At 65.5% G+C, this 24,969-nt stretch carries 18 protein-coding genes; 7 read left to right on the top strand and 11 right to left on the bottom strand.

Features of this window, described 5'->3' with window-relative positions; all coding sequences use genetic code 11:
• The first annotated feature begins 301 nt into the window (after window positions 1-301).
• Window positions 302-8,131: a retention module-containing protein gene (locus ACI2KK_RS01955; protein WP_404667667.1), complete on the top strand. Its 7,830-nt coding sequence runs from the start codon at window positions 302-304 to the stop codon at window positions 8,129-8,131.
• A 116-nt stretch (window positions 8,132-8,247) separates the two neighbouring features.
• Here ACI2KK_RS01955 and ACI2KK_RS01950 read toward each other — a convergent pair whose 3' ends face one another.
• On the bottom strand, window positions 8,248-8,607 hold the full coding sequence (locus tag ACI2KK_RS01950) for a YbaN family protein (RefSeq protein ID WP_217886002.1): 360 nt from the start codon (window positions 8,605-8,607) through the stop codon (window positions 8,248-8,250).
• A gap of 8 nt (window positions 8,608-8,615) precedes the next feature.
• Window positions 8,616-9,203 (bottom strand): YecA family protein, encoded by a 588-nt coding sequence (locus ACI2KK_RS01945; protein ID WP_217839750.1) that lies wholly within the window; start codon window positions 9,201-9,203, stop codon window positions 8,616-8,618.
• Window positions 9,204-9,447: 244 nt separating this feature from the next.
• On the opposite strand from ACI2KK_RS01945, the gene recQ reads away from it, so the two are divergent.
• Together recQ and ACI2KK_RS01935 are read left to right on the top strand one after the other, a co-directional pair.
• Complete coding sequence (gene recQ, locus ACI2KK_RS01940) at window positions 9,448-11,595, top strand: DNA helicase RecQ (protein ID WP_404667666.1); 2,148 nt, start codon at window positions 9,448-9,450, stop codon at window positions 11,593-11,595.
• A 119-nt stretch (window positions 11,596-11,714) separates the two neighbouring features.
• Window positions 11,715-12,152: a MarR family transcriptional regulator gene (locus ACI2KK_RS01935; RefSeq protein ID WP_369987512.1), complete on the top strand. Its 438-nt coding sequence runs from the start codon at window positions 11,715-11,717 to the stop codon at window positions 12,150-12,152.
• Between the two features lie 351 nt (window positions 12,153-12,503).
• On the opposite strand, the gene ACI2KK_RS01930 is transcribed toward ACI2KK_RS01935, so the two are convergent.
• Window positions 12,504-14,690, bottom strand: a complete 2,187-nt coding sequence (locus ACI2KK_RS01930; protein WP_404667665.1) for a patatin-like phospholipase family protein — start codon at window positions 14,688-14,690, stop codon at window positions 12,504-12,506.
• Between the two features lie 66 nt (window positions 14,691-14,756).
• Between ACI2KK_RS01930 and ACI2KK_RS01925 the strand changes: the two genes are divergently transcribed.
• Window positions 14,757-15,038 carry a SelT/SelW/SelH family protein gene (locus tag ACI2KK_RS01925; protein ID WP_217839746.1) on the top strand — a complete coding sequence of 94 codons (282 nt, stop codon included), beginning with the start codon at window positions 14,757-14,759 and terminating at the stop codon, window positions 15,036-15,038.
• Here the strand turns inward: ACI2KK_RS01925 and ACI2KK_RS01920 are convergent, their stop codons facing one another.
• Window positions 15,039-15,926, bottom strand: coding sequence for a DMT family transporter (locus ACI2KK_RS01920; RefSeq protein WP_404667664.1), 888 nt, complete (start codon window positions 15,924-15,926; stop codon window positions 15,039-15,041).
• A gap of 152 nt (window positions 15,927-16,078) precedes the next feature.
• A complete protein-coding gene (locus ACI2KK_RS01915; protein ID WP_404667663.1) occupies window positions 16,079-16,849 on the bottom strand; it encodes an AraC family transcriptional regulator in 771 nt (256 codons plus the stop codon).
• A gap of 160 nt (window positions 16,850-17,009) precedes the next feature.
• Between ACI2KK_RS01915 and ACI2KK_RS01910 the strand changes: the two genes are divergently transcribed.
• Window positions 17,010-17,825, top strand: a complete 816-nt coding sequence (locus ACI2KK_RS01910) for a UDP-2,3-diacylglucosamine diphosphatase (protein WP_404667662.1) — start codon at window positions 17,010-17,012, stop codon at window positions 17,823-17,825.
• Window positions 17,826-17,966: 141 nt separating this feature from the next.
• Here ACI2KK_RS01910 and ACI2KK_RS01905 read toward each other — a convergent pair whose 3' ends face one another.
• Window positions 17,967-18,278 (bottom strand): Mpo1-like protein, encoded by a 312-nt coding sequence (locus ACI2KK_RS01905; RefSeq protein ID WP_404667661.1) that lies wholly within the window; start codon window positions 18,276-18,278, stop codon window positions 17,967-17,969.
• 156 nt (window positions 18,279-18,434) lie between these two features.
• Between ACI2KK_RS01905 and ACI2KK_RS01900 the strand changes: the two genes are divergently transcribed.
• The gene (locus ACI2KK_RS01900; protein WP_217839741.1) at window positions 18,435-19,481 is read left to right on the top strand and encodes an AraC family transcriptional regulator; all 1,047 of its coding nucleotides are present in this window, start codon (window positions 18,435-18,437) and stop codon (window positions 19,479-19,481) included.
• Here the strand turns inward: ACI2KK_RS01900 and ACI2KK_RS01895 are convergent.
• Window positions 19,438-20,892 (bottom strand): TrkH family potassium uptake protein, encoded by a 1,455-nt coding sequence (locus ACI2KK_RS01895; RefSeq protein ID WP_404667660.1) that lies wholly within the window; start codon window positions 20,890-20,892, stop codon window positions 19,438-19,440. The genes ACI2KK_RS01900 and ACI2KK_RS01895 overlap by 44 nt on opposite strands.
• A gap of 191 nt (window positions 20,893-21,083) precedes the next feature.
• Here ACI2KK_RS01895 and ACI2KK_RS01890 point away from each other — a divergent pair, with 191 nt between their 5' ends.
• Complete coding sequence (locus ACI2KK_RS01890) at window positions 21,084-21,641, top strand: NAD(P)H nitroreductase (RefSeq protein ID WP_404667659.1); 558 nt, start codon at window positions 21,084-21,086, stop codon at window positions 21,639-21,641.
• A gap of 132 nt (window positions 21,642-21,773) precedes the next feature.
• Here the strand turns inward: ACI2KK_RS01890 and ACI2KK_RS01885 are convergent, their stop codons facing one another.
• The 4 genes from ACI2KK_RS01885 to ACI2KK_RS01870 all read right to left on the bottom strand — a co-directional run bounded on the left by ACI2KK_RS01885 (window position 21,774) and on the right by ACI2KK_RS01870 (window position 24,879).
• Window positions 21,774-23,105: an ATP-binding protein gene (locus ACI2KK_RS01885; protein WP_404667658.1), complete on the bottom strand. Its 1,332-nt coding sequence runs from the start codon at window positions 23,103-23,105 to the stop codon at window positions 21,774-21,776.
• 69 nt (window positions 23,106-23,174) lie between these two features.
• Complete coding sequence (locus tag ACI2KK_RS01880) at window positions 23,175-23,591, bottom strand: Spy/CpxP family protein refolding chaperone (protein WP_217839737.1); 417 nt, start codon at window positions 23,589-23,591, stop codon at window positions 23,175-23,177.
• Between the two features lie 210 nt (window positions 23,592-23,801).
• Window positions 23,802-24,479, bottom strand: coding sequence for a response regulator transcription factor (locus ACI2KK_RS01875; protein ID WP_217839736.1), 678 nt, complete (start codon window positions 24,477-24,479; stop codon window positions 23,802-23,804).
• A gap of 7 nt (window positions 24,480-24,486) precedes the next feature.
• On the bottom strand, window positions 24,487-24,879 hold the full coding sequence (locus tag ACI2KK_RS01870; protein WP_404667657.1) for a translation initiation factor 2: 393 nt from the start codon (window positions 24,877-24,879) through the stop codon (window positions 24,487-24,489).
• Window positions 24,880-24,969 lie beyond the last annotated feature (90 nt).

The raw sequence follows: 24,969 nt of genomic DNA, 5'->3' as shown, positions 1-24,969 counted from the left end.
TGCATTCAGGTGGCTCGGCGCACCGGCTGAAAGATGCGGGCTTCGGGCTTCGGCGAAAGTTCCAGTTTTTTTGCAGCTAAGGACACAGGGGAGGAAGGCGAAAGCGGTATTTGGCGACAATAAATTGTCACTTATTGATGGCCACTACCTATTACCGCTATCGCGGCAGTCGTCACAAGGAGCGTGAAATTCACGAACGTGACAGCGACGGTCCGACAACCACAACACCCGGGCCGTCGTGTGTTTTTACCCGCCATGCCTTGATCTGCAAAAAGCCCATCGGCAGGGGAGGCGTGCACTCATGGCCAAATTAGTTGGCGTGGTCAGCAAGGTGGTCGGGCAGGTATTTGCGGTCAGTGATGACGGCCACCGCCGCCTGCTGGTGGAGGGCGACCGGTTGTATGCCGGCGAACAGCTGCAAACCGGCAACAGCGGCGCGGTGGCGGTGCACCTGCAGAACGGTGCCGAACTGACCCTGGGCCGCGACAGCAGCCTTGAGATGTCCCCTGAGCTTTTGGCCAACCGAGCCCCCCATGTGCAGGCGCCCGACCCGGTACCCAGCGAGGCGCAACTGAGCGATGTGGAGCAGTTGCAACGGGCCATCGCCGCGGGCAGCGACCCGACCCAGGACGCCGAGGCGACCGCTGCCGGCGGCAACCCCGGTGGTGTCGGGGCATTGGGTGGCGGGCACAGCTTCGTGCTGCTGACCGAGGTGGCCGGGCGTGTCGACCCCACCATCGGCTTCCCCACGGCCGGCTTCAACAATATCCCGGAGCTGGCCAATGACCGCCTCGGTGTACTGGACGGTGACCGCGACGGCGTCGCCAACCTACCGCCGGATCGCCCGGTGCAACTCGAAGGCCTGAGCGTGGAGCCCGGCGAGCTGACCTTGAACGAGGCCAACCTGCCCGATGGCTCGGCCAGCGCGCCGGGGCAACTGACGCAGAGCGGCAGTTTCACCGTGGTGGCCCCCGACGGGGTGTTCAACCTCAGCGTTGGCGGCATCAATGTGGTGACTGCGGGGGCGGTGACCGGTGTCGGGCAGTCCATCACTACCGCGCTGGGTAATACCCTGACCATCACCGGCTACAACCCGGCCACTGGCGTGGTCAGCTACAGCTACACCCTCAACGGTGCCGAGCATCACCCGGATGGCGCCGGCAACAATGTGCTGGGTGAGCACTTCCCGGTGCTGGTCAGCGACACCGATGGTGATGTGGCCAGCGGTTCGCTGGATGTACGAATCATCGATGACGTGCCCAAGGCGGTGGACGACCACAACGCCACGCCGGCAACCGAGCTGCACACCGAACTGACCGGCAACGTGCTGGACAACGACACCCAGGGCGCCGACCGCGTGCCGGGCGGTATGGTCCAGGGCGGCACCTTCACCGGCACCTACGGCACCTTGGTGCTGAATGCCGACGGCTCCTACACCTACACCCTCAACACCAGCGACCCGGACTTCAAGAACCTGTTCGGTGGTGGCACCGGCGTCGAGCACTTCACCTACACGCTCAAGGACGCCGACGGCGACACCAGCAGCGCCACCCTGACTATCGACGTGAAGAACCTCGACGACCCGGTGAAGCTGGGCGGCCTGGACGTCGCCAATGGCGAGGTGACGGTGTACGAGAAATTCCTCGGTGATGGCAGCACACCGAATGCCGCCCAGCTGACCCAGGGCGGTACCTTCACCGTGGACGCCCCGGACGGTTTGAAAACCCTGACCGTGGCTGGCGTCAACCTGGTGGTGGATGGCACGCCGGTGGGCTTCCCGCAGTCGGTCACCACGCCGCTGGGCAGTACCCTGACCATCACCGGCTACAACCCCGACACCGGGGTGGTCAGCTACACCTACCAACTGCTGGACAACGAAACCCACGCCAACGCCGACGGCACCAACAGCCTGACCGAGCACTTCACCGTCACTGCCACCGACATGGACGGCAGCACTGCCAGCGGCACGCTGGACGTGAACATCGTCGACGACGTGCCCAAGGCCGAAGACGACCACAACGCCACCCCGGCGACCGAACTGCACACCGAACTGACCGGCAACGTGCTGGACAACGACACCCAGGGCGCCGACCGCGTACCGGGCGGTATGGTGCAGGGCGGCACCTTCACCGGTACCTACGGCACCCTGGTGCTCAATGCCGACGGCTCCTACACCTACACCCTCAACACCAGCGACCCGGACTTCAAGAACCTGTTCGGTGGTGGCACTGGCGTCGAGCACTTCACCTACACGCTCAAGGACGCCGACGGCGACACCAGCAGCGCCACCCTGACCATCGATGTGAAGAATCTCGACGACCCGGTAAAACTGGGCGGCCTGGACGTCGCCAATGGCGAAGTGACGGTCTACGAGAAATTCCTCGGTGATGGCAGCACACCGAATGCTGCCCAGCTCACCCAGGGCGGCACCTTCACCGTGGACGCCCCGGACGGTTTGAAAACCCTGACCGTGGCCGGGCTTAACCTGGTAGTGGACGGCACGCCGGCAGGCTTCCCGCAGTCAGTCACCACGCCGCTGGGCAACACCCTGACCATCACCGGCTACAACCCCGACACCGGCGTGGTCAGCTACACCTACCAATTGCTGGACAACGAAACCCATGCCAACGCTGACGGCACCAACAGCCTGACCGAGCACTTCACCGTCACCGCCACCGACATGGACGGCAGCACTGCCAGCGGCACGCTGGATGTGAATATCGTCGACGATGTGCCTAAGGCCGAAGACGACCACAACGCCACCCCGGCGACCGAACTGCACACCGAACTGACCGGCAACGTGCTGGACAACGACACCCAGGGCGCCGACCGCGTACCGGGCGGTATGGTGCAGGGCGGCACCTTCACCGGCACCTACGGCACCCTGGTGCTCAATGCCGACGGCTCCTACACCTACACCCTCAACACCAGCGACCCGGACTTCAAGAACCTGTTCGGCGGCGGCACCGGCGTCGAGCATTTCAACTACACGCTAAAAGACGCCGACGGCGACACCAGCAGCGCCACCCTGACCCTCGACGTGAAGAACCTCGACGACCCGGTGAAACTGGGCGGCCTGGACGTCGCCAATGGCGAAGTGACGGTGTACGAGAAGTTCCTCGGCGATGGCAGCACACCGAATGCCGCCCAACTGACCCAGGGCGGCACCTTCACCGTGGACGCCCCGGACGGTTTGAAAACCCTGACCGTGGCCGGGCTCAACCTGGTGGTGGACGGCACGCCGGCAGGCTTCCCGCAGTCGGTCACCACGCCGCTGGGCAACACCCTGACCATCACCGGCTACAACCCCGACACCGGGGTGGTCAGCTACACCTACCAACTATTGGACAACGAAACCCACGCCAACGCCGACGGCACCAACAGCCTGACCGAGCACTTCACCGTCACTGCCACCGACATGGATGGCAGCACCGCCAGCGGCACCCTGGACGTGAATATCGTCGACGATGTGCCCCAGGCCCGGTGCGATTTCGCCGAGGTCACGGAAGGTGGGAGCGTTAGCGGCAATGTGCTGGACAACGACACCACCGGCGCCGATGTGCGTGCCGATGGCCAATACGTGGTCGGCGTGCGCGCGGGCAGCGACACTTCGTCCTCGGCCATTGGCCATGTGGGCGAACAGATCATGGGGCAGTACGGCTATTTGACTCTCGATGCCAACGGCGTTGGCACCTACCACGCCAACCCCAACCAGGACCTGCCGCAATGGGCCACCGATACCTTCGTCTACACCATTCGCGATGCCGACGGTGACGAGAGCACCACCACCATCAACATCAAGGTGCAGGACTGCAAGCTGGTGGCGGGCGAGGACGACGTAACGGTCTACGAAAAAGCCCTGGACCTGTGCAAGACCGGCGACGACCTGGCCCCCGGCAACGTGGTCGGCAGCGACCCGCATTCACCTGGCGAAACGGCGACGGGTTCGCTGGCTGATGCGGTGCAGGGCGGGGTCGGGGCGCTGACTTTCACCCTGGTGGGCAATGCCAACGGGCAGTACGGGCAGATTCACCTGAACGCCGACGGCAGCTACACCTACACCCTGACCTCGGCGCCGAGCTCGCCAACCCCTGGCAACGATGGCCCGAACATCGTCACCGAGAGCTTCACCTACCAGGTGAAGGATTCCCTGGGCAACACCACCACCAGCACCATCGTCATCAATATCGTCGACGACGTACCCAAGGCCCATTGCGATTACGCCGATGTCACCGAAGGCGGCACGGTCAGCGGCAACGTGCTGGACAACGATGTGGTGGGCGCCGATGTGCGCGCCTACGGCCAGTACGTGGTCGGTGTGCGCGCCGGCAACGATACCTCCACCTCGGCCATCGGCCATGTGGGCGATGCGATCAACGGCCAGTACGGCTACCTGACCCTCGATTCCCAGGGCAACGCCAGCTACCACGCCTACGCCAACCAGGACCTGTCGCAGTGGGCCAGCGATACCTTCGTCTACACCATCCGCGATGCCGATGGCGACGAGAGCACCGCAACCATCACCGTCAATGTGCAGGACAGCAAGCTGATGGCGGGTGTGGACGATGTGACGGTGTACGAAAACGCCCTGGACCTGTGCAAGACCGGTGCCGACCTGGCACCCGGTAATGTGATGGGCAGTGACCCGCATTCGCCCGGCGAAACCGCGACCGGCTCGCTCGCAGACGCAGTGCACGGCGGTGTTGGTGCTCTGAGCTTTACCCTGGTGGGCAATGCCACGGGGCAATACGGGCAGATTCTGCTGAATGCCGATGGCTCGTACACCTACACCCTGACCTCGGCACCCAACTCGCCGAACCACGTCAACGACGGCCCGAACATCGTCACCGAGAGCTTCACCTACCAGGTGAAGGATTCGCTGGGCAATACCACCACCAGCACCATCGTCATCAACATCGTCGACGACGTGCCCAAGGCCCATTGCGACTACGCCGACGTGAACCAGGGTGGCGCGGTCAGCGGCAACGTGCTGGACAACGATGTGGTGGGCGCCGATGTGCGCGCCGACGGCCAGTACGTGGTGGGCGTGCGCGCCGGCCATGACACCTCGACCTCGGCCGTGGGCCACGTCGGTGAGCAGGTGATGGGGCTGTACGGCTACCTGACCCTGGATGCCCAGGGCAACGCCACCTACCACGCCAACCCCGACAGCGTGCTGCCGCCATGGGCCGCCGACAGCTTCACCTACACCATCCGCGACGCCGACGGTGATGAAAGCACCACCACCATTCGCATCAGCGTGCAGGACAGCAAGCTGATGGCCAGCGACAATCACGACGTCACGGTGTACGAAAAAGCCCTCGACCTGCACCAGGACGGCAATGACCTGGCTGCCGGCAACACCACCGGCAGCGACCCGACCTCCACCGGCGAGACCGCCAGCGGCAACCTGGCCGGCTCGGTCAGCGGCGGTATCGGTGGCCTCACCTACAGCCTGGTGGGCAGCGCCAGCGGTGCTTACGGGCAGATCCAGGTCAAGGCCGACGGCAGCTACACCTACACCCTGACTTCGGCACCGAAAACCCCGGGCGGGGCCGACGACGGTGCCAACACCCTGAACGACCATTTCACCTACAAGGCCACCGACGCGCTTGGCAACAGCGTCACCGGCAGCATCACCATCAATATCGTCGACGATGTACCGCAGGTGCAGAACGCGGTGCGCAGCATCACCCCGGGCCAGGTCGACAGCAACCTGCTGCTGGTGATCGATGTGTCCGGCAGCATGGACTCGCCCTCGGGCGTGTCCGGCCTGAGCCGGCTGGACCTGGCCAAGCAGGCGATCAACGCACTGCTCGACAAGTACGACGCCATGGGCGACATCAAGGTGCAGGTGGTCACCTTCTCCAGCGGTGCCACCGACAAGACCCCGGTGTGGGTGTCGATCGGCGAGGCCAAGAGCCTGATCGCCGGGCTCAGTGCCGGCGGCACCACCCACTACGATGCAGCGGCCAGCACCGCGCAACAGGCCTTTGACACCAGCGGCAAGATCGCCGGGGCGCAGAACATCGGCTACTTCTTCTCTGATGGCGAGCCCACCGCCGGCCACGGCATGACCAGCAGCCTGGAAAACAACTGGGAGAGCTTCCTCGACCAGAACGGCATCAAGAGCTACGCCATCGGCCTGGGCAACGGGGTCAACACCGGCAACCTCGACCCGCTGGCCTATGACGGCAGCAGCCATGTCGATACCGGTTCGGTGGTGGTCACCGACCTTGGCCAGCTCAACGCGGTTCTGTCCGGCACCGTGCAGGGCTCGCCGATCACCGGCAGCCTGATGAGCGGCGGCACGTTCGGCGCCGACGGCGGTTTCATCAAGGCGCTACTGGTGGACGGCACCACCTACAGCTTCGACCCCAACGCCCATGGCGGGCAGGGCGGCTACAGCGTCACGGGCGGCGCCGACAAGGCGACCTTCGACACCGTCAGCAACAGCCTGGCGATCAAGACCGGGCTGGGCGGCACCTTGCTGGTGGACATGGACAACGGCGAGTTCACCTACACGCCGCCCAAAGGTGGTAACGCCAACCAGGCCGAGCAGTTCGGCTTCACCGCCAGTGACAACGACGGCGATACCCGCAGCGCCACGTTGACGGTGAACATCAATGCCAACACCGCGCCCGTGGCTGGCGCCGACCACATCATCACCAACATCACCGGCGCCAGCATCAGCCTGCCGGCTGCCGCCTTGCTGGCCAACGACAGCGACGCCGACCACGATCGCCTGAGCGCCGCCCCCATCACCTTCAACACCGGCTTCGCCGACAAGGGCGAGGGCTTCACTCCTGGCGCCCAGGCCCGCACCATCACCTTCGATGCGCCCGGCAACAAGGCCGAGAACCAGTACCGTGACCTGGCCCGCAGCGAGTTCACCAGCCTGTCGGGGGGCATGACGGCAGCCTTGGTGGTGGCCGGTTACCTGGGCGCGATCAGCAACAGTAACGCCAACGATGCGGACACCTTCACCGTCACCCTGCGCAAGGGTGAAACCCTGACCCTCGACCACAACCAGCCTGCCGGCAACCTGATGATGGAGTGGAAGGACGCCGGCGGCAGCTACCAGGGCATCGCCGATGGCGGCAGCTTTACCGCCAGCCACGACGGGGTGTACAGCATTCATGTGGTCAACAGCGAGAACGCCATCGGCAACAGCAAGGCGGCGGAGAACTACAAGCTGAGCCTGGTGGTGGACTACAGCCAGGCCAGCAACCCGGTGGTCCACGATACCTACACCCTCAGCGACAACCACGGCGGTACGGCTACGGGTAACGTCGATATCAGCTACCAGGCCGGGCATACCCTCAACGGCACGGCCGGCGACGATGTGCTGCTGGCGGGCACGGGCGAGAACACCCTGAACGGCGGCGACGGCAACGACGTGCTGGTGGCAGGCAATGGCACCAGCAGCCTGTATGGCGGGGCGGGGGACGACCTGCTGCTGGCCGGCGCCGGCAACGACCTGTTCGACGGCGGTAGCGGCATCGACACGGTCAGCTTTGCCAAGGCCGGCGCCGGGGTGGTGGTCGACCTCGGCATCGTCGGGCAGCAGAACACCGTGGGGGCCGGGCAGGATACCTTCGTCAGCATCGAGAACCTGATCGGCTCGGACTACAACGACACGCTGATCGGCAATGCCGGTGACAACCTGCTCAACGGCGGGGCCGGCAATGATGTGCTCAAGGGCGGTGCGGGCAATGACACGCTGATCGGCGGCCCGGGTGACGACATCATGACCGGCGGGCCGGGCAACGACACCTTCGTGTGGCAGAAGGGCGACACCGGGCACGATACCGTGACCGATTTCACCCCCGGCAGCGACCACCTTGACCTGTCGCAATTGCTGCAGGGCGAGAATGCCACCAGCGCGTCACTGGATGACTACCTGCACTTCAAGGTCAGCGGCAGCGGGGCCGGCGTGGTGTCGACCATCGAGGTCAGCAGCATCGCCGGTGCGGCACCCACCCAGACCATCGAGCTGGCCGGGGTGGACCTGGCCCAGCATTACGGGGTGACGGCAGGGGCGGGCGGGGTGATCGCAGCGGGGCATGATACTGCGACCATCATCAACGGCATGCTCAGTGACCATTCGTTGAAGGTGGATACGGTGTAAGGCAGGCCTGGCCCCATCGCCGGCAAGCCGGCTCCTACAGGTGTTGTGTGATGGTGGCGCGAACCCTGTAGGAGCCGGCTTGCCGGCGATAGGGCCGGAACAGGCGAAACCTGCTCTCAGCGCTGCAAAGTCTTCTGCTTGAGAATCCACGCACTCACCAGCACCGCGCTGGTGAGCATGAACGCGCGCGCCCAGAACAAGGGCACCAGGTAACACGAAAGGCCGATGCTCGCCCACATCAAACCAATGGCGTACACCTTGCCCTTGAGCGGTATGCCCTCGCCACTGAGGTAGTCGCGGATCCACGGCCCGAGTTTCGGGTGGTTGACCAGCCAGGCATGAAAACGCGGGGAGCTGCGGGCAAAGCACGCCGCAGCCAGCAGCAGAAACGGGGTGGTCGGCAATACCGGCAGGAAGATCCCCACCACCCCCAGCGCAACGCTGAGCCAGCCTGCGGCCAGCAGCAGGTAGCGCACCACGTTGATCAGTGGTGGCGTGGCTTGAGCAGGGCAGGTTTTTCGTCCGGGGCGTGCAGCAGCAGGAACAGCGCGCTCAACGCTTCAGGAATTTGCACGATCATGTCGTCCTGCAGGTTGGCGTTGCTGGCGATATCGGCAAATTCAGGCTGCTCGTCGAACAGGCCCGAACCGACCATGATCGGCAGTAGCATTTCGCTGACTTCTTCCTCGGCGTTCTCGAACCAGGCTTCTTCACGCAGGAACACCCCTTCCATGAAGCCGATGCACCAGCCGCGCAGGTCGGAGTCGTCCGGCTCGTCGGTCAGGTCCAGCTCGCAAGGCAGGTCGAATTCTTCGTCGCTGGCCAGCTGACGGGCGATGTGGCCCTTCAGCGCCACCAGCGTGGCTTCGATTTCGGTGCGCTGGGCGTCGCTGGCGTAGTGGGGTTCTTCGGCGAACAGCGCGTCGATCCATTCGCGGTCCGGCACGTCCTCGGAGCAGATCGACAGCGCGGTCAGGTAGCCGTGTGCGGCGACGTAGTCCAGCGCTTCTTCGTGCAGCTCGTCGGCGTCGAGGAAGGCTTGCAGGCGGGTCAGTTGCTCGGCGAAGGACATTACGGGGCTACCTTGGGGAATAAACGATAACGAATTCTAGCACCTTGCAGCGCGCACGGGGCAAAGGGAACGTCTGTCACTGGGGCATGCCGGGGGGCAGGGCAGTCGGGTATACTGCGCGGCTTTCATGCTGGGGGGCATTTTTCGGCCGCCTGGCAAAAACCGCTTACGCATTTGGCGTGTGCGCGGCGGATTTATCGTCCAGCCTGTGTGACGGGGTGGTACGGCGATTTTGGAGTGGCAAATGCTCGAACAGGCTCAGCGCGTTCTCAAGGATGTCTTCGGTTACGACAGTTTCCGGGGCCGCCAGGCCGCGATCATCGAATGCGTGGCCAATGGCGGCGATGCCCTGGTGCTGATGCCCACCGGCGGCGGCAAGTCGCTGTGCTTCCAGGTACCGGGGCTGCTGCGCCCGGGCCTGACGGTGGTGGTGTCGCCGCTGATCGCGCTGATGGACGACCAGGTCGCCACCCTCGACGAACTCGGCGTGGCCGCCGCTGCGCTCAACTCCACCTTGAGCGCCGAGCAGCAGCGTGACCTGGCCGGGCGCCTGCGCCGGGGCGAGGTGAAAATGCTCTACCTGGCCCCCGAGCGCCTGGTGCAGCCGCGCATGCTCGATTTTTTGCGTGGCCTGGACGTGTCGCTGTTCGCCATCGACGAAGCGCACTGCGTATCGCAATGGGGCCACGACTTCCGCCCCGAATACCTGCAACTGGGCCAGTTGGCCGAGCTGTTCCCCCATGTGCCGCGCATCGCCCTGACCGCCACCGCCGACATGCGTACCCGCGAGGAAATCGTCCAGCGCCTGCATCTGCAGGGCGCCGAGCGTTTTCTGTCGAGTTTCGACCGGCCGAACATCTTCTACCGCATCGTGCCCAAGGAATCGCCGCGCAAGCAGTTGATGGCGTTCCTTGGCGAGCGCCGCGGCAACGCCGGCATCGTCTACTGCCTGTCGCGCAAGAAGGTTGACGAAACCGCCGCTTTTCTTTGCGACCAAGGCTTCCCGGCGCTGCCGTACCACGCCGGCCTTGCCGCCGAGACCCGCGCCTCCAACCAGCACCGCTTCCTCAACGAGGAAGGGCTGATCATGGTTGCCACCATCGCCTTCGGCATGGGCATCGACAAGCCCAACGTGCGCTTTGTCGCCCATTTGGACCTGCCCAAGTCGCTCGAGGCCTACTACCAGGAAACCGGCCGTGCCGGCCGTGACGGCCTGCCGTCGGACGCCTGGATGGCCTACGGCCTGCAGGACATGGTGATGCTCAAGCAGATGCTGCAGAACTCCGAAGGCGACGAGCGCCACAAGCGCATCGAGCAGCACAAGCTCGACGCCATGCTGGCACTGTGCGAAGAGACCCGCTGCCGCCGCCAGTCGCTGCTGGCCTACTTCGACGAGGTGCTGGAGCAACCCTGCGGGCACTGTGACAACTGCGTTGACCAGGTGCAGACCTGGGACGCCACCGAGCCTGCCCGCCAGGCCCTGTCGGCGGTGTTCCGCACCGGCCAGCGCTACGGTGTGGGCCATCTGGTCGATGTGCTGCTGGGCAAGGACACTGACAAGATCCGCAACTTCGGCCACGAGAAACTTTCTGTATTCGGCGTCGGCAAGGCCATGGCCGAGGCCGAATGGCGCTCGCTGTTCCGCCAACTGGTGGCCCGCGGCCTGGTCGACATCGACCTGGAAGGCTACGGCGGCCTGCGCCTGTCCGACAGCTGCCGGCCGCTGTTGCGTGGCGAGGTAAACCTGCAACTGCGCCGCGACCTCAAGCCGCAAACCACTGCCAAGTCCTCCAGCAGCAGTGGCGGCAGCCCGGCGAGCCAGTTGGTGCGCGGCGAGGAACGCGAACTGTGGGAGGCCCTGCGCACCCTGCGGCGCAAGCTGGCCGAAGAGCACAGCGTGCCGCCTTACGTCATCTTCCCCGACTCGACCCTGCTGGAAATGCTGCGCAGCATGCCCACCAGCCTCAGCGACATGGCCCAGGTCAGTGGCGTCGGCGCACGCAAGCTGGAGCGCTATGGCCAGGCCTTCCTCGAAGTGCTCAACGGCGCCGGTGGCACTGAGGAGGCGCCGAAGGTGGTGCTCGACCTGCGCCACGAGCTGGTCAGCCTGGCCCGCGCCGGCATGACCCCGGTGCAGATCGCCGGCCAGCTCAACTGCACCGAGAAGAACGTCTACAGCCTGCTGGCCGAGGCCATCGGCCGCCAGGAGCTTAGCCTGGAGCAGGCCCTGGACCTGCCCGAGGAGTTGATGATGGAGGTGCAGGACGCCTTCCTCGACGGCGAGGGCGAGCTGCCGGCAGTGTCGGCCATTGCCCCGCTGTTCGGTGCGCGGGTACCCGAAGGGGTGCTGCACTGCATCCGTGCCGCGCTGGCGGCGGAGTTCGAGCTCTGATCGACGCCATTTGCGTCATTGTCTGACCTTTGTCATATCAATTGACGACTTTCAGCCTTGCCTGATCAGTTGGGGCATGGTTAGCTGACTAATAATTAGTTCTATTCATCGAGTTGCTTATGCCCCTGACCGACAACCAACACCGCTTTGGCATGCAGCTGGCCCAGATGTCCCGGGGTTGGCGTGCCGAACTGGACCGCCGCCTGGCCGGGCTCAACCTTTCGCAGGCGCGTTGGCTGGTGCTGTTGCACCTGGCGCGCTTCGACGAGGCGCCCACCCAACGCGAGCTGGCCCAGAGCGTTGGCGTCGAGGGCCCGACCCTGGCCCGGCTGCTGGACAGTCTGGAAACCCAGGGCCTGGTGCGCCGCCAGGCGGTGATGGAAGACCGCCGGGCCAAGAAAATCCTGCTGTGCCCACCGGCCAAGCCGCTGATCGAGCAGATCGAGACCATCGCCAATGCCTTGCGCCTGGAGCTGTTCACCGGCGTCGACGAGGCAGACCTTGAAGTGTGCATGCGCGTGCATGCGAAGATTCTCGGCAACCTCGAAAAGTCCTGACTGCCCCACCCCTGTAGGAGATCACCCAGCCTTTTGGGCTGCGCTGTCGCGCAGAGAACTGGCCCCGCAGATGCGGCACGGTCTCCGTGGGAAGCGGCCTTGTGTCGCGATGGGGCGCGAAGCGGCCCCAAGGCTTCGGCCTCATGCAAAAATGCCGGGGCTGCTGCGCAGCCCATCGCGACACAAGGCCGCTTCCCACAGGGACCGTGTTAAATCAATGAGTTGTAGTTTGTTCTATGAGAGCCGGCTTGCCGGGGATGAGGCCGGGCCTGCTTGTAAAGATCCGGGTACAGGGCTGGTGCTGCTGGCCCTATCGCCGGCAAGCCGGCTCCTACAGGGGGCGTGGCGAATCTAGAAGGTATGCCCCAGGTTCAGGTACACCGCCTGCTCATCGGCATCATTGACCCCATAACTCAGGTTCAGCGGCCCCAGCGGCGTTTCCAGCCCGAGGAACACGCTGGCGGCATTGATGTAGCCGCTGTCGAACTGGTTGTCGTTGTTCCACGCCCGCCCGCGCTCCAGTGACCCACCCAGGTACAGCGGGAAATCCAGCGGCAGATAGGCGCGTGGCGTCAGCCGGCGGTAGTAGACCATGCGCAGCAGGCTCATGTTCTGCCCCGAGATCGAGTCCTGGCGAAAGCCCGACAGCTGCCGCGCACCGCCAAATACGAAGCTTGAGGTGACCACCTCGGCGTCATCCAGGGTGCGCCCGTAGCGCCCGCCCAGCACCAAGGTGTTGGGGCCGCTGCTCAAGGCCTTGTCGAGGTTGAGCAGCCATTGCCGGTAGTTCTGGTCTGAATCCAGCGATTTATCGTACTTGCGCAGGGTCAGGCCGATCTCTTCGCCGCTGTGCGGGAAGTACACATTGTCGAAGGTATCGAACGAGTATTTGAGCTCATAGAAACCCTCGTTGAAGCTGACCTTGGGCAAGTCCTGGTCGCCAATGCGCACGTCGGCCTGGCCCCAGGCCTTGCCGACACCCAGGCGCACCTCGCCATAGGTGCCGATCTGCCGGCCCAGGTTCAGGCCGAAGCCGTAGCGTTCCAGGCGGTATTCGGCCACCGGGTCGTTGTCCAGGGTGGCCTCGACGTTCTGCGAGCCGAGGTCTATGTAGGGCGCGACGAAGTAGCGCGAGCCGATGTCCAGCGGCTGGTAGAACTCGCTGTACAGCTCTTGCTGGTCGCCGATCTGGGCGCGAGTGAGCCATTCTGCGCCCAGGCGGTTGATGCCGTTGACCCGGTAACTGGCGCCCAGGTTGAAGGCGCTGTCGCCGCGCATGTCGTCGGACAGGTTCAGGCCCAGGCGCAGGTAGTCGGTGCCGCCGCGCCGGCCGCGGGCGTTGATCACCAGAGTGTTGTCCTCGCCCTTGTGCACCACGCGGTACTGCACCTGGTCGAAGTAATCCAGGCCGTACAGGGTGCCCATGTCGGTTTGCAGGCGGTCGAGCTGCAACGGCTCGCCCACCGGCTGGCGGATGTAGTAGCGGATCACATCGTCGCTGACCTTGGAGTCGTTCTCCACCTTGATCGCGGTGATTACCGGGGTGCGCTGGCGTGGCGAGCGGGCCACGGCCAGCTCTGCGTCACTGCCCGGCTGGCGTAGCGCAGCCAGGCGCGAGTCGAGTGCGAGGGTGGCGCGGTAGCCGGCATCGATCATGTCCTGGGCGCGGCCGAAGTCGGTGACGCCGAAGCTGGCCAGTGGCGGCTGCACCAGGATGTCGTCGCGGTGCAGGCTGGCCAGTTGCTCCTCGGAGTTGCGCCTTGTCATCAGGGTGATCGACTGGTTGAGCACATCGACCACCGTGGCCAACTGCTTGCGGTTGCGCAGCGGGGTGCCGATATCGACCACGATGGCGATGTCCACACCCATGTCGCGCACCACATCCAGCGGGATGTTGTCGGTCATGCCGCCATCCACCAGCAGGCGCCCGTCAAGCTCCACCGGGGCGAACACCGCCGGGATCGACATGCTGGCGCGCACCACCTGGGGCAGGTGGCCGCGGCGAAATACCACCTTCTCGCCGTTGGCGATATCGGTGGCCACGGCGCGGAAGGGGATCGGCAGCTTGTCGAAGTCGCGAATGTCGGCGGTGTGCGCCAGCTTGCTCTCCAGCAGCAGCGACAGGTTCTGGCCCTGGATCACCCCCAGCGGAAGGCCCAGGCTGCCATCGTCGCGAAAGCTGAGCTTCTGCTTGACCAGGAAGTCGCGGTCATCCTGCTTGCGCCGGAACGGCACATCCTTGCGTGGCGGGGCGTCCGACAGCGCTTGTTGCCAGTCGAGGGTGGTGGCCAGTTTTTCCAGCTCCTCGACACTGTAGCCAGAGGCATACAGCCCGCCGATCACCGCGCCCATGCTGGTGCCGGCGATGGCGTCGATGCGCACCCCCTGTTGCTCCAGGGCCTTGAGCACACCTATATGGGCCAGGCCGCGGGCGGCACCGCCGGACAACACCAGGCCGACCTTGGGGCGAGCGGCTTCGGTGGCGTGCAAAGTGAGCGAGGTGAGCGTCAGCAACAAGCAGAGCAGCAAACGGCGCATCGTGAGTCTCAAACCAGAGGGTAAAGACCGCTAGTATAAGCGGCCCCCCAACCGGAGATGCCCAACATGGCCGACAGCAAGCCGCATATTGTCATCACTTATTGCACCCAGTGTCAGTGGTTGCTGCGTGCGGCCTGGTTGGCCCAGGAGCTGCTCAGCACCTTCGCCGACGACCTCGGCCAGGTGGCCCTGGCCCCGGGCACCGGCGGGGTGTTCCAGATCACCTGTGACGGTGTGCAGATCTGGGAGCGCAAGGCCGATGGTGGCTTCCCCGAGGCCAAGGTGCTCAAGCAGCGGGTGCGCGACCGGATCGACCCGCAGCGCGACCTGGGCCACAACGACCGCTGATCAGGCGCTCTCGGCAACCGCCTGGCGCGCAGGTTGCCCGGCGGCCAGGCGGCTGGACAGCACGATGGCGAAGATGATCAGCGCGCCGCCGGCGAGCATGCTCACGGTTGGTTTTTCAGCGAACACCACCCAGGCCACGGCGATGCCGTAGACCGGCTCCATGCCGAACACCACCGCTGCGGTGCGGGCCTTGATCACGGCCAGGGCGGCGACGAACAGGCTGTGGGCAATGCCTGTGCAGAAGATGCCCAGCAAGGCGATCCACAGCCAGTCCAGCGGCGCCACGGCTGCAAGGCCCGGGGCTGCGAAGGGCAGCAGGCACAGGCTGACCACCAGGTTTTGCCACAGCGCCGCCTGTACCGCCGGCAGGCGCCCGGAGCCGGCGCGGTTGGTCAGTGACAACAACGAGAACAGCAGCCCCGAAAGCAGTGCCCAGAGCAGCCCGCCGGTGGCTTCGCTGGCCAGGTCGAATTCGGGGGTGACCAGTACCAGGCCGATGCTCACCAGCAGCACCAGCAGCGCTTCGTTGCGGCGGATGCGTTCGCGGAACAATACGCCTTCGAGGATGACGGTGAAGGCCGGAAAGCTGGCAAAGCCCAGGGTGGCGATGGCCACGCCGCCGACCTTGACCGCAATGAAGAAGCTCACCCAGTGCCCGGCCAGCAGCACCCCGCCCAGCAGCAGGCGGCGCAGGTCGCGGCCGTGCAAGGGTTGCCAGGCCTGGCGGGCGAGGCCGGCGAACAGGCCCAGGGCGAGCACGGCGAAGGTGGCGCGGCCGAACACGATGATCGCCGGGCTGGCGCTGGCGGCCAGTTTGCCGAATACGCCGGTGAGGCCGAAGAACAGCGCGCCGATATGCAGGGCGCCGAGGGCGGTGCGGTGGTTCATGGTGGTCCTATGCATGTGAGGTATGTCGCGCGGGCCTCATCGCGGGGCAAGCCCGCTCCCGCAGGAGGCGGAACGTGGGAGCGGGCTTGCCCCGCGATGAGGCCGGTACAGACACAGTGTAAAACCACAAGCCAACCGCTTCTGTCGCCAACCTACTGCCCGTTATCGCCAGCCTCGCGCCGCAACGCCAGCGGCGTGCAACCGAACGCACGCATCACAGCTGCGCTGAACGCGCTTTGCGAGCCATACCCCACCTGCGCCGCGACCTCGCCGACCGGCAGGCGGGTTTCGACCAGTAACCGCCGGGCCTTGAGCAGCCGTTGCTGGCGGATGTAGTCCATCGGCGTCATCCCTGCTTCGCTTGCGAACCGCGCATGCAGGCGCGCGGTGGACAGCCCGGCCAGGCGCGCCAGGTCGGCCACTTGTAGCGGGTAGGCGGCGTGCTGGTCGATATGGGCATCAAATGCGGCATAGGGCAGGCGGGTACTGGGGGCAATGGGCGCGGCCTGGGGGTTGAGGCTGGCCAGCAACAGCACCGCGCCCTGGCGGGCAATCAGCGGGTCGTCCATGGGGCTTGTGGCCAGCCAGTCCACCAGTTGCTGCTGGCGGCTGTCCAGGCCGACGGCGCCGGGGCGGTCGAGCAGGCGGCGGCTGGCGTCGGCGTGGGTGCCCAGTTGCTCGCTGAGCCAGTGCTCGCCGGGAACGTCCAGTACCAGGCAGTGGCTGCCATGGGTGCTACCGCAGGTGTGGTGGGCGCCGGAAGGCACCACGATCAGGCCCTGGCGGTCGAGCCGCGCGCCAAGGCCGTCGACCTCGAAGTCCAGGCGACCGCGCAGGGCGAATACCAGCTGCGGGTGGTCGTGGCTGTGGGCGATCAGCTCGTCGCGGTATTGGCGCAGGGAGAGTAATGGGGCGGTGGTCATTGGGGATCCCTCTTTCAAGGGGGAGTGTACACCGCTGGCCCCGGGTTGGTTGGCGGCCCTGACGCGAACACCTTGAAAGCCCAGACCGTCACATACCCGCCACCAATCTGTCACCTGCACCTGCGAGTCTGCGACAAACAGCGCCGCACCGGAGCCCCCCATGACCCACGCCGAACTCGCCCGCCCCTCCCGAAAGCTGCGTGTCCGCACCCTGTGGATCTCCGACGTGCACCTGGGCACCCGGGACTGCCAGGCCGAACACCTGTCGCACTTTCTCAAAGGCTACCAGGCCGACCGCATCTACCTGGTCGGCGACATCATCGACGGCTGGAAGCTGCGCGGCGGCATTTACTGGCCCCAGGCCCACACCAACGTCATCCGCCGCCTGCTGACCATGAGCAAGCGCGGCACCGAGGTGATCTACGTCACCGGCAACCATGACGAATTCCTGCGCCGCTACTCCAAACTCATCCTTGGCAATATCCAGCTGGTGGACGAGGCCGAGCACCTCACCGCCGACGGCCGGCGCCTGCTGGTGATCCACGGCGACCAGTTCGACGTGATCACCCGCTACCACCGCTGGCTGGCGTTCCTCGGCGACCGCGCCTACGAGTTCACCCTGGTGCTCAACCGCTGGCTCAACCACTGGCGGGCACGCTATGGCTACGGCTACTGGTCGCTGTCGGCCTACCTCAAGCACAAGGTCAAGGGCGCGGTGAACTTCATCAGCGACTTTGAAGATGCCATCGCCCACGAGTGCACCAAGCGCGGCTTCCAGGGTGTGGTGTGCGGGCATATCCACCATGCCGAAATCCGCAAGGTGGGCGAGGTGGAGTACCTCAACTGCGGTGATTGGGTTGAGTCATGCACCGCGCTGATCGAACACTGGGACGGGCAGATCGAGCTGTACCGCTTTGCCGATGCCCAGGCCCGGGAAGCGGCAAAGCGCCTGGCGGAGCTTGGCGAGCCGGCGTAAAGGCCATCGCGGGCAAGCCCGCTCCCACAAGATTGCGCGAGGCCCGAATCAAGCGCTGTACCTGTAGGAGCCGGCTTGCCGGCGATGAGGCCGGTTCAGGCAGCACAAGACAGTTGTTCCCACAGGTGCTCTGCGACGCAGTCAGAGGGCGATACGCCCCAGCAATATGTCGCGGAACATGGCGAAATCGCCCACCAGGCTGTACCACGGGTGGCTGAAGGTGGCCGGGCGGTTTTTTTCGAAGAAGAAATGCCCGGCCCAGGCGAAGCCGTAACCTGCCAGCGGCACCGCCAGCAGCAGCAACCACTTGCCACTGCCGATGCTGTAGGCCAGCAGGGCGATCACCAGGCTGGTGCCGACGAAGTGCAGGCGCCGGCAGGTGGGGTTGTTGTGCTCCCCCAGGTAGTAGGGATAGAACTCGGCAAAACTGCGGAACTGCGCTGTGCGGGTCATGGCTGTGCTTTCCGGATCTGCGGGTCGGGAACAGGATACACGGCGTGGAGCCTGAATCGAGTCTAGAGTCACTCAGAATGATGGCCAGTGACAATCAGCGCCAATTGAGTATCCTTTCGATTCACCGCAGGAGCGGTTCAGCACAAGAAGCCTGTCATGAGTGAAAGAACCACCTCGGCCAGCTGGGCCTCAGGGATCGTCAAGGCGCTCGAGCTGGAAGGGCTCGATTGCCCGGCCATGTTCCGCCAGCTGGGCCTGGACTTCGCCGCCCTCGACGACCCCGATGCACGCTTCCCCCAGGACGCCATGACCCGCTTGTGGCAACTGGCCGTGGAATTGTCCGGCAACGAGGCGATCGGCCTGAACATGGCCCGGGTGGTACGCCCGGCATCGTTCCATGTGGTCGGCTACGCGCTGATGTCCAGCCGTACCCTGGCCGAGGGCTTCCAGCGCCTGGTGCGCTACCAGCGCATCATCGCCGAAAGCTCGGATTTGAGCTTCGTGCTCGGCGCCGAAGGTTATTCGCTGATCCTGACCGTACATGGCGACCACCTGCCGCCCACCCGGCACAGTTCCGAAGCCTCGCTGGCCTGCGCCCTGGCGCTGTGCAAATGGCTCAGCGGGCGGCCGATCCAGCCGCGCCGGGTGCTGATCCAGGGGCCGCAGCCGAAGAACATCGACCCTTACAAGGTGGCGTTCCATTCACCGCTGGTGTTCGGCGCAGCGCACGACGCACTGCTGTTCGAGCGTGCCGACATGGAAGCACCGCTGCCCACGGCCAACGAAGCCATGGCGGTGCTGCATGACCGTTTTGCCGGTGAGTACCTGGCGCGTTTTTCGGAAAGCCGCGTGACCCACCGGGTACGCCAGGTGCTGTGCCGCATCCTGCCGCAAGGTGAACCCAAGCGCGAAACCGTGGCCCAGGCCCTGCACCTGTCGCAGCGCACCCTGCAGCGGCGCCTGCAGGATGAAGGCACCAGTTTCCAGGCGCTGCTCGATGACACCCGCCGCGAGCTTGCCGAGCAATACCTGGCGCAGCCCACCACCACCCTGCTGGAAACCGCCTACCTGCTGGGGTTCGCCGACCCGAGCAACTTCTACCGGGCGTTTCGCCGCTGGTTCGACGTCACCCCCAGCGAGTACCGGGCGCGCCTGGCGGTCAGTGACGCCAGAACGCCGGCATGCACAACACCAGCACCGTGATGATCTCCAGCCGGCCCAGCAGCATGCCGCCGGCGAGAATCCACTTGGCGGCGTCCGGCAGCGAAGCGAAGTTGCCCGCAGGGCCAATCACCTCGCCCAGGCCCGGCCCCACGCCCGACACGGTGCTGGCCGCGCCGGTCAGTGCGGTCATCCAGTCCAGGCCCAGCAGCGACAGCAGCAGGGCGATAATGGCGATGGTGGCGGCGAAGAAGAACGAGAAGGTCAGGATCGAACGCACGATTTCTTCGTCGAGGCGGTGACCGTTGTACTTCTGCTTGATCACCGCCCGCGGGTGGATCAGCTGGTTGAGGCTGGCCTTGAGCAGGATATACGCCACCTGGAAGCGGAAAATCTTGATGCCGCCGGCGGTCGAGCCCGAGCAGCCGCCAATGAAGCCCAGGTAGAAGAACAGCATCAGCGAGAAGTTGCCCCACAGGCTGTAGTCGCCCAGCGCAAAGCCGGTGGTGGTGACCACCGAGGTGACGTTCAGCGCCACGTGGCGCAGGGCGTCAAGCCAGTGCAGGTTGGTGGTGGCCCAGTACCAGGTGCCGAGCACGATCCAGGTGGCCACCAGCAACCCCAAAAAGCCCTGCACCTGCTGGTCGCGGATCAGCGCCTTGCGGTTGCCGCGCAAGGTTGCCACGTACAGGGTGAAGGGCACACTGCCGAGGATCATCACCACCACCGCCACCCAGTGCACGGCGGGAATGTCCCATTTGGCCAGGGACTGGTCGGAGGTGGAGAAACCGCCGGTGGAGATCGCCGACATGGCGTGGTTGATCGCATCGAACGGGCTCATGCCCGCCCACCAGAACGCCAGGCTGCCCAGCACGGTGATGCCCACGTACACCGCGACGATGTACTTGGCGACCATGTGCGAGCGCGGCATGACTTTTTCTGAGCGGTCCGAGGATTCGGTCTGGAACAGGCGCATGCCACCGATGCGCAGCAGCGGCAGGATCGCCACTGCCATACCGATGAAGCCGATGCCGCCCAGCCAGTGCAGCATCGAGCGCCACATCAGGATGCCCGGCGACATGTTGTCCAGGCCGCTGAGCACGGTGGAGCCTGTGGCGGTGATGCCGGACATGCTCTCGAAGAACGCGTCGGTGTAGCTGATGTGCTGGGTGAGCAGGAAGGGCAGGGCGGCGAACACGCCGACTACCAGCCAGCTGCTGACGGTCAGCAGGTACATGTCGCGCGGGCGCAGGTGCACATGTTCGGGGCGGCCCTGCACCACCAGGCCCAGGCCTGCGACGAAGGTGATCATGCTCGCCCAGAGGAACGACGGCATGTCGCCGGTGCGCTCGAAAATCACCAGGGTCGCCATGGGCACGACCATGCTCACCGCCAGGGTGATCAGGAAGATGCCGATGATGAAACCAATGATCCTTAAGGTCGGCAACGCCATGTGATCTGCTCTGACTGGCTACGGAAGGGGCGCCATTCTACCTGTGGGCCGGGTGTTGTAAACGGCGTCGTTGAACCGGCGTGGGAGCAGGCTTGCCCCGCGCTGGCGCTATCGCGAGGCAAGCTCGCTCCCACGTGGCCCGCTTGTTGGTGCAAAATGGCGGCACTTTCAATTTGCCAGGAGGGTAGCCCATGGAGGCTCTCGACGCTCTGCTCAATCGTGTTTCCGTGCCACGCCTGACTGAACCGGCGCCCAACGCCGCCCAGCGCGAGGCGCTGTTCCAGGCCGCGTTGCGCGCACCGGACCACGGCCAACTGCGGCCATGGCGCTTTCTGACCATCGAAGGCCAGGGCCGCGAGAAGCTCGGCGAGCTGTTCGCTGCGGCGCTGCAAGCCAAGGGCGACGCCAGCCAGGCCGCGCTGGACAAGGCCCGCGCCATGCCGCTGCGCGCGCCATTGCTGATCGTGGTGGTGGCCAGGCTGCAGGATCACTTCAAGGTGCCCAAGTCCGAGCAGCGCCTGGCGGCCGGCTGCGCGGCCCACGGCATCCTGATCGCGGCCCATGCCCAGGGCGTGGGTGCGGTGTGGCGTACCGGTGACATGGCCTTCGATGCCCATGTGCACAAGGGTTTGGGGCTGGCCGAGAACGAAGAGCTGATCGGCTACCTGTATGTCGGTACGCCGGCGACCGAGCCGCGCACGGCGCCGGTGCTGGCGACCGAGGATTACGTCAGCGCCTGGGGCGAGTGATGTGAATGGGGCCACGTTGTGGCCCTTCGCGGGTAAACCCGCTCCCACAGGTACAGCGCTGGATTCAGGCTCGGCGCGGTCCTGTGGGAGCGGGTTTACCCGCGAAGGGGCGCGCAGCGGCCCCAAAAGCCTTCAGGCTGGCGCAGCTTCACAGGGCAATTCCAACGTCGCCACAAACCCGTCCTGCGGGTGGTTACCCAGGGTCAGGCTGCCGCCATGGCGCTCGGCCGCCTTGCGCGCAATGGCCAAACCCAGCCCGTGCCCGGGGGCTTCCTGCCCTGGCGCGCGGTAGAACGGCTCGCCCAACTGCGCAAGATGCTCCTCTGCCACCCCCGGCCCATGGTCGCGCACGCTCAGCACGATGCGCCCTTGCTCGCGGCTGGCATGGATCTCGATGGGCTGCCCGGCAGGGTTGAAGCGCAGGGCATTGCGCAGCAGGTTGTCCACCGCCCGCTCGATCAGCGTCGGCCAGCCCTGCAGCGTAAGGCCTGGCTCGGCCTCCAGGCGTACTTCTTGCTCCGGCGCACTGAGCTGGGCATCCTTGCGTACGCTGCCCAGCAGCGCGTTGATGTCCACCGGCTCCGCATGGGCCTGCTCGGCGTCGACCCGGGCCAGCACCAGAATTTCGCTGATCAGCGCCTCCAGGCGGTCGCATTCGCGGGTCAGGCGCGGCCACAGCGCCTGGCGTTGCTCGGGCTCGGCGCGTTCGGCCAGGGCCAGGGCGATGCGCAACCGCGCCAGTGGTGAGCGCAGCTCGTGGGACACGTCGCGCAGCAACTGGCGCTGGCTGCCGATCAGGCTCTGCAGGCGCGCGCCCATCTTGTTGAAGTCGTTGGCCAGCACGCCGAACTCGTCGCGCCGCACGGCCAGGCGGGCCAGGCTGTTCTGCTGGTAGCTGGCCTGCCCCAGGTCGTGCACCGCGCTGCGCAGGCGGCTGAGCGGGCGGGTGATCGACAGGGTCACCAGCAGGCTGAACAGGGTCAGCACCACCAGGGCAATGCCCAACGCGCTCAATGGCCAGATCAGACTTTCACGGTGCCAGGCTTCGAGCTCCGGGTGCGGGATGCGGTAGATCAGCAGGTAGGTCTCGCCGCTGGTGGGGCTGGTGTATTCCTCGGTCAGGCGGCGCCAGGGCAGGCGGCGCTGGTCGTTGTGCTGGCGCGCCTCGAAGGCCGCGGCGCGGCGCGGGAAGGTGCCCGGCACCACGGCTTCACCGCTGTCGTCGAGTACCTGTACGTCGATCTTGAAGCGCTCTTTGCGCCGCTCGAGGAAGCGCTGCGAGGCTTCCAGGCCTTCCTGCTCGTAATGCTGCACCCAGCGGCTGGCCAGGGTGTTAAGGCCCGGGTGGCGGCTGAGAATCCAGGTGTCCTGGTTGAGCATGTGGCCCAGCAGGATCGACAAGCCGGCGACCAGGGTGATGGCCAGCCAGAAACTGGCCAGGATGCGCCAGAACAGTGAACGCAAGGCGAGCACCTCCGTGAAATGGCAAAAGCCCGGCCCGCAAGGGTGCGGGCCGGGCGTGGGGCTGACAGCTTACTGGGCCTTGTGCTGTTTTTCAGCTTTCCAGGCCTGGAACTCCTGCCATTCGGCTTTCTTGGCGGCGCGTTCCTTTTGCAGTTCGTCGAACTTCTTCTGCTGGTCGGGCTTGAGCAGCGCGCGGACTTGGCTATCGGCCTTGTCGCGGCTGGCCTTGATTTCGTCTTTCATGGCCTTCTGGTCGGCGGCCGGCAGCTTGTTCAGGTAGCGCTCGGTGATGTCGCGGCGCTGCTGCATCTGCTCGCCCATCAGCTTGCCGATCTGCTGGCGCTGGTCGCGGCTCAGGTCCAGCTGGGCGAAAGGCGCGTCACCGCGGTGGTGTGGGCCGTCGTGGCGCGGGCCACCTTCTGGCATGGCCATGGCAACGGTCGGCAGGGCAGCGGCGAACATCAGGGCGATAAGGGTCTTGCGCATGGTGTCTCTCCTGTCATGGGCCGGTGTTTACCGGATGAGCCCAGTTTAGGGAGATCAAGGTCAAGGGCGGTCAGGTGAGGGTAAAGGCAGGGTAAAGACGCAGGTAGCCGCTACGCGACCCCTGTGGGAGCGGGCTTGCCCGCGAATGCGCTGGTGGGGCAAAAGACGCAATCGCGGGCAAGCCCGCTCCTACAGGTATGCGGTTGCCTGTTACAGGCTGTAGTAATAGCCCCGGCTGCGCAGCGCGACGATGCGCGGGCGGCCGTCTGCATGCGGGCCGATCTTCTTGCGCAGGTTGCTCACGTGCATGTCCAGGCTGCGGTCGTACAGGGTGAGCTTGCGGCCCAGGCCGATTTGCGCCAGTTCCTGCTTGTCCAGCGGCTCGCCCGGCTGGCGCAGCAGCGCTTCGAGGATGCGGCTTTCGGACAGCGTCAGGGTCATCTCGCGCTCATCGATGCTGACCACGCCGCGCACCGGGCTGAACGCCAGGTCGCCGACCTCCATCTGCGTGGCCGGCGCACTGGGGTGGCTGCGACGCAGCACCGCGCGCAGGCGGGCGGTGAGCTCGCGCGGGTCGCAGGGCTTGGCCAGGTAGTCGTCGGCGCCCAGTTCCAGGCCGAGGATGCGGTCCAGCGGCTCGCCGCGGGCCGAGAGCATCAGCACCGGCAGTTCGGCGTGTTCGCTGCGCAGTTGCTTGAGCAGCTCAAGGCCGCTGCCGTCGGGCAGCATCACGTCCAGCACCACTGCCGCCGGAGCCTGGGCGGCCAGGGCCTGGCGCGCGCTCTGGCCATCGTGGCAGGCGCGCACTGCAAACCCTTCCTGGGTCAGCCAACTGCCCAGCAGTTCGCACAGTTCCTGGTCATCATCAATCAGTAACAGCTCGCTCATGTCTCACTCAATTCAACCATTGACGGCGTCTTCTGTGTCCGCCGCTGGCTAAGATACCGCAGACTACCGATAACAGTGCAACGCCCGAACCAATCAGAAACCACTGCTGCTGGTCGGTCAGCAGGCGTTGTGGCGTGCTGGCACTGGCCTGCAGCTCTTTGACTGCCAGCTTCAGGCGCTGGTTGTCCTGGCGCAGGCGGGTCAGTTGCGCGCTCTCGCGCTCGCTGTCCTGGTTCTGCAATTGTTGGGTCAGCGCGCCGCGCTGCTTCTCGCTTTCTTCCAGGCGCTGCTGCAGGTCGGTGATCCGCGCCCCGGCTTCCAGCGACAGCGGCTGTTCGGCCACGGCCAGGGGAGAGAGCAGCAACAGGCACAGCAGGAGGAACATCGGGCCTTGACGCATTGGAACTCCTGAATGGAATCGGTTCAGGAGGTTGTCGGCCGTTGGTCCGAATTTATGAATGGCCCGAAAAACAAGTCGCCTTCTTCGCGG

The organism is Pseudomonas sp. NPDC089406, assembly GCF_044900265.1.
GTDB classification, from domain to species: domain Bacteria; phylum Pseudomonadota; class Gammaproteobacteria; order Pseudomonadales; family Pseudomonadaceae; genus Aquipseudomonas; species Aquipseudomonas fakonensis.
Note: the sequence above shows the minus strand (reverse complement) of the source record. Positions and strands in the feature narration are given on the sequence as shown.

Bases quoted from the DNA above. Each gene is read 5' to 3' on its own strand.
- ACI2KK_RS01955 (WP_404667667.1), top strand. From the start codon at position 302: ATGGCCAAATTAGTTGGCGTGGTCAGCAAGGTGGTCGGGCAGGTATTT.
- ACI2KK_RS01945 (WP_217839750.1), bottom strand. From the start codon at position 9,203: ATGTCCTTCGCCGAGCAACTGACCCGCCTGCAAGCCTTCCTCGACGCC.
- recQ (WP_404667666.1), top strand. From the start codon at position 9,448: ATGCTCGAACAGGCTCAGCGCGTTCTCAAGGATGTCTTCGGTTACGAC.
- ACI2KK_RS01935 (WP_369987512.1), top strand. From the start codon at position 11,715: ATGCCCCTGACCGACAACCAACACCGCTTTGGCATGCAGCTGGCCCAG.
- ACI2KK_RS01930 (WP_404667665.1), bottom strand. From the start codon at position 14,690: ATGCGCCGTTTGCTGCTCTGCTTGTTGCTGACGCTCACCTCGCTCACT.
- ACI2KK_RS01925 (WP_217839746.1), top strand. From the start codon at position 14,757: ATGGCCGACAGCAAGCCGCATATTGTCATCACTTATTGCACCCAGTGT.
- ACI2KK_RS01920 (WP_404667664.1), bottom strand. From the start codon at position 15,926: ATGAACCACCGCACCGCCCTCGGCGCCCTGCATATCGGCGCGCTGTTC.
- ACI2KK_RS01915 (WP_404667663.1), bottom strand. From the start codon at position 16,849: ATGACCACCGCCCCATTACTCTCCCTGCGCCAATACCGCGACGAGCTG.
- ACI2KK_RS01910 (WP_404667662.1), top strand. From the start codon at position 17,010: ATGACCCACGCCGAACTCGCCCGCCCCTCCCGAAAGCTGCGTGTCCGC.
- ACI2KK_RS01905 (WP_404667661.1), bottom strand. From the start codon at position 18,278: ATGACCCGCACAGCGCAGTTCCGCAGTTTTGCCGAGTTCTATCCCTAC.
- ACI2KK_RS01900 (WP_217839741.1), top strand. From the start codon at position 18,435: ATGAGTGAAAGAACCACCTCGGCCAGCTGGGCCTCAGGGATCGTCAAG.
- ACI2KK_RS01895 (WP_404667660.1), bottom strand. From the start codon at position 20,892: ATGGCGTTGCCGACCTTAAGGATCATTGGTTTCATCATCGGCATCTTC.
- ACI2KK_RS01890 (WP_404667659.1), top strand. From the start codon at position 21,084: ATGGAGGCTCTCGACGCTCTGCTCAATCGTGTTTCCGTGCCACGCCTG.
- ACI2KK_RS01880 (WP_217839737.1), bottom strand. From the start codon at position 23,591: ATGCGCAAGACCCTTATCGCCCTGATGTTCGCCGCTGCCCTGCCGACC.
- ACI2KK_RS01875 (WP_217839736.1), bottom strand. From the start codon at position 24,479: ATGAGCGAGCTGTTACTGATTGATGATGACCAGGAACTGTGCGAACTG.
- ACI2KK_RS01870 (WP_404667657.1), bottom strand. From the start codon at position 24,879: ATGCGTCAAGGCCCGATGTTCCTCCTGCTGTGCCTGTTGCTGCTCTCT.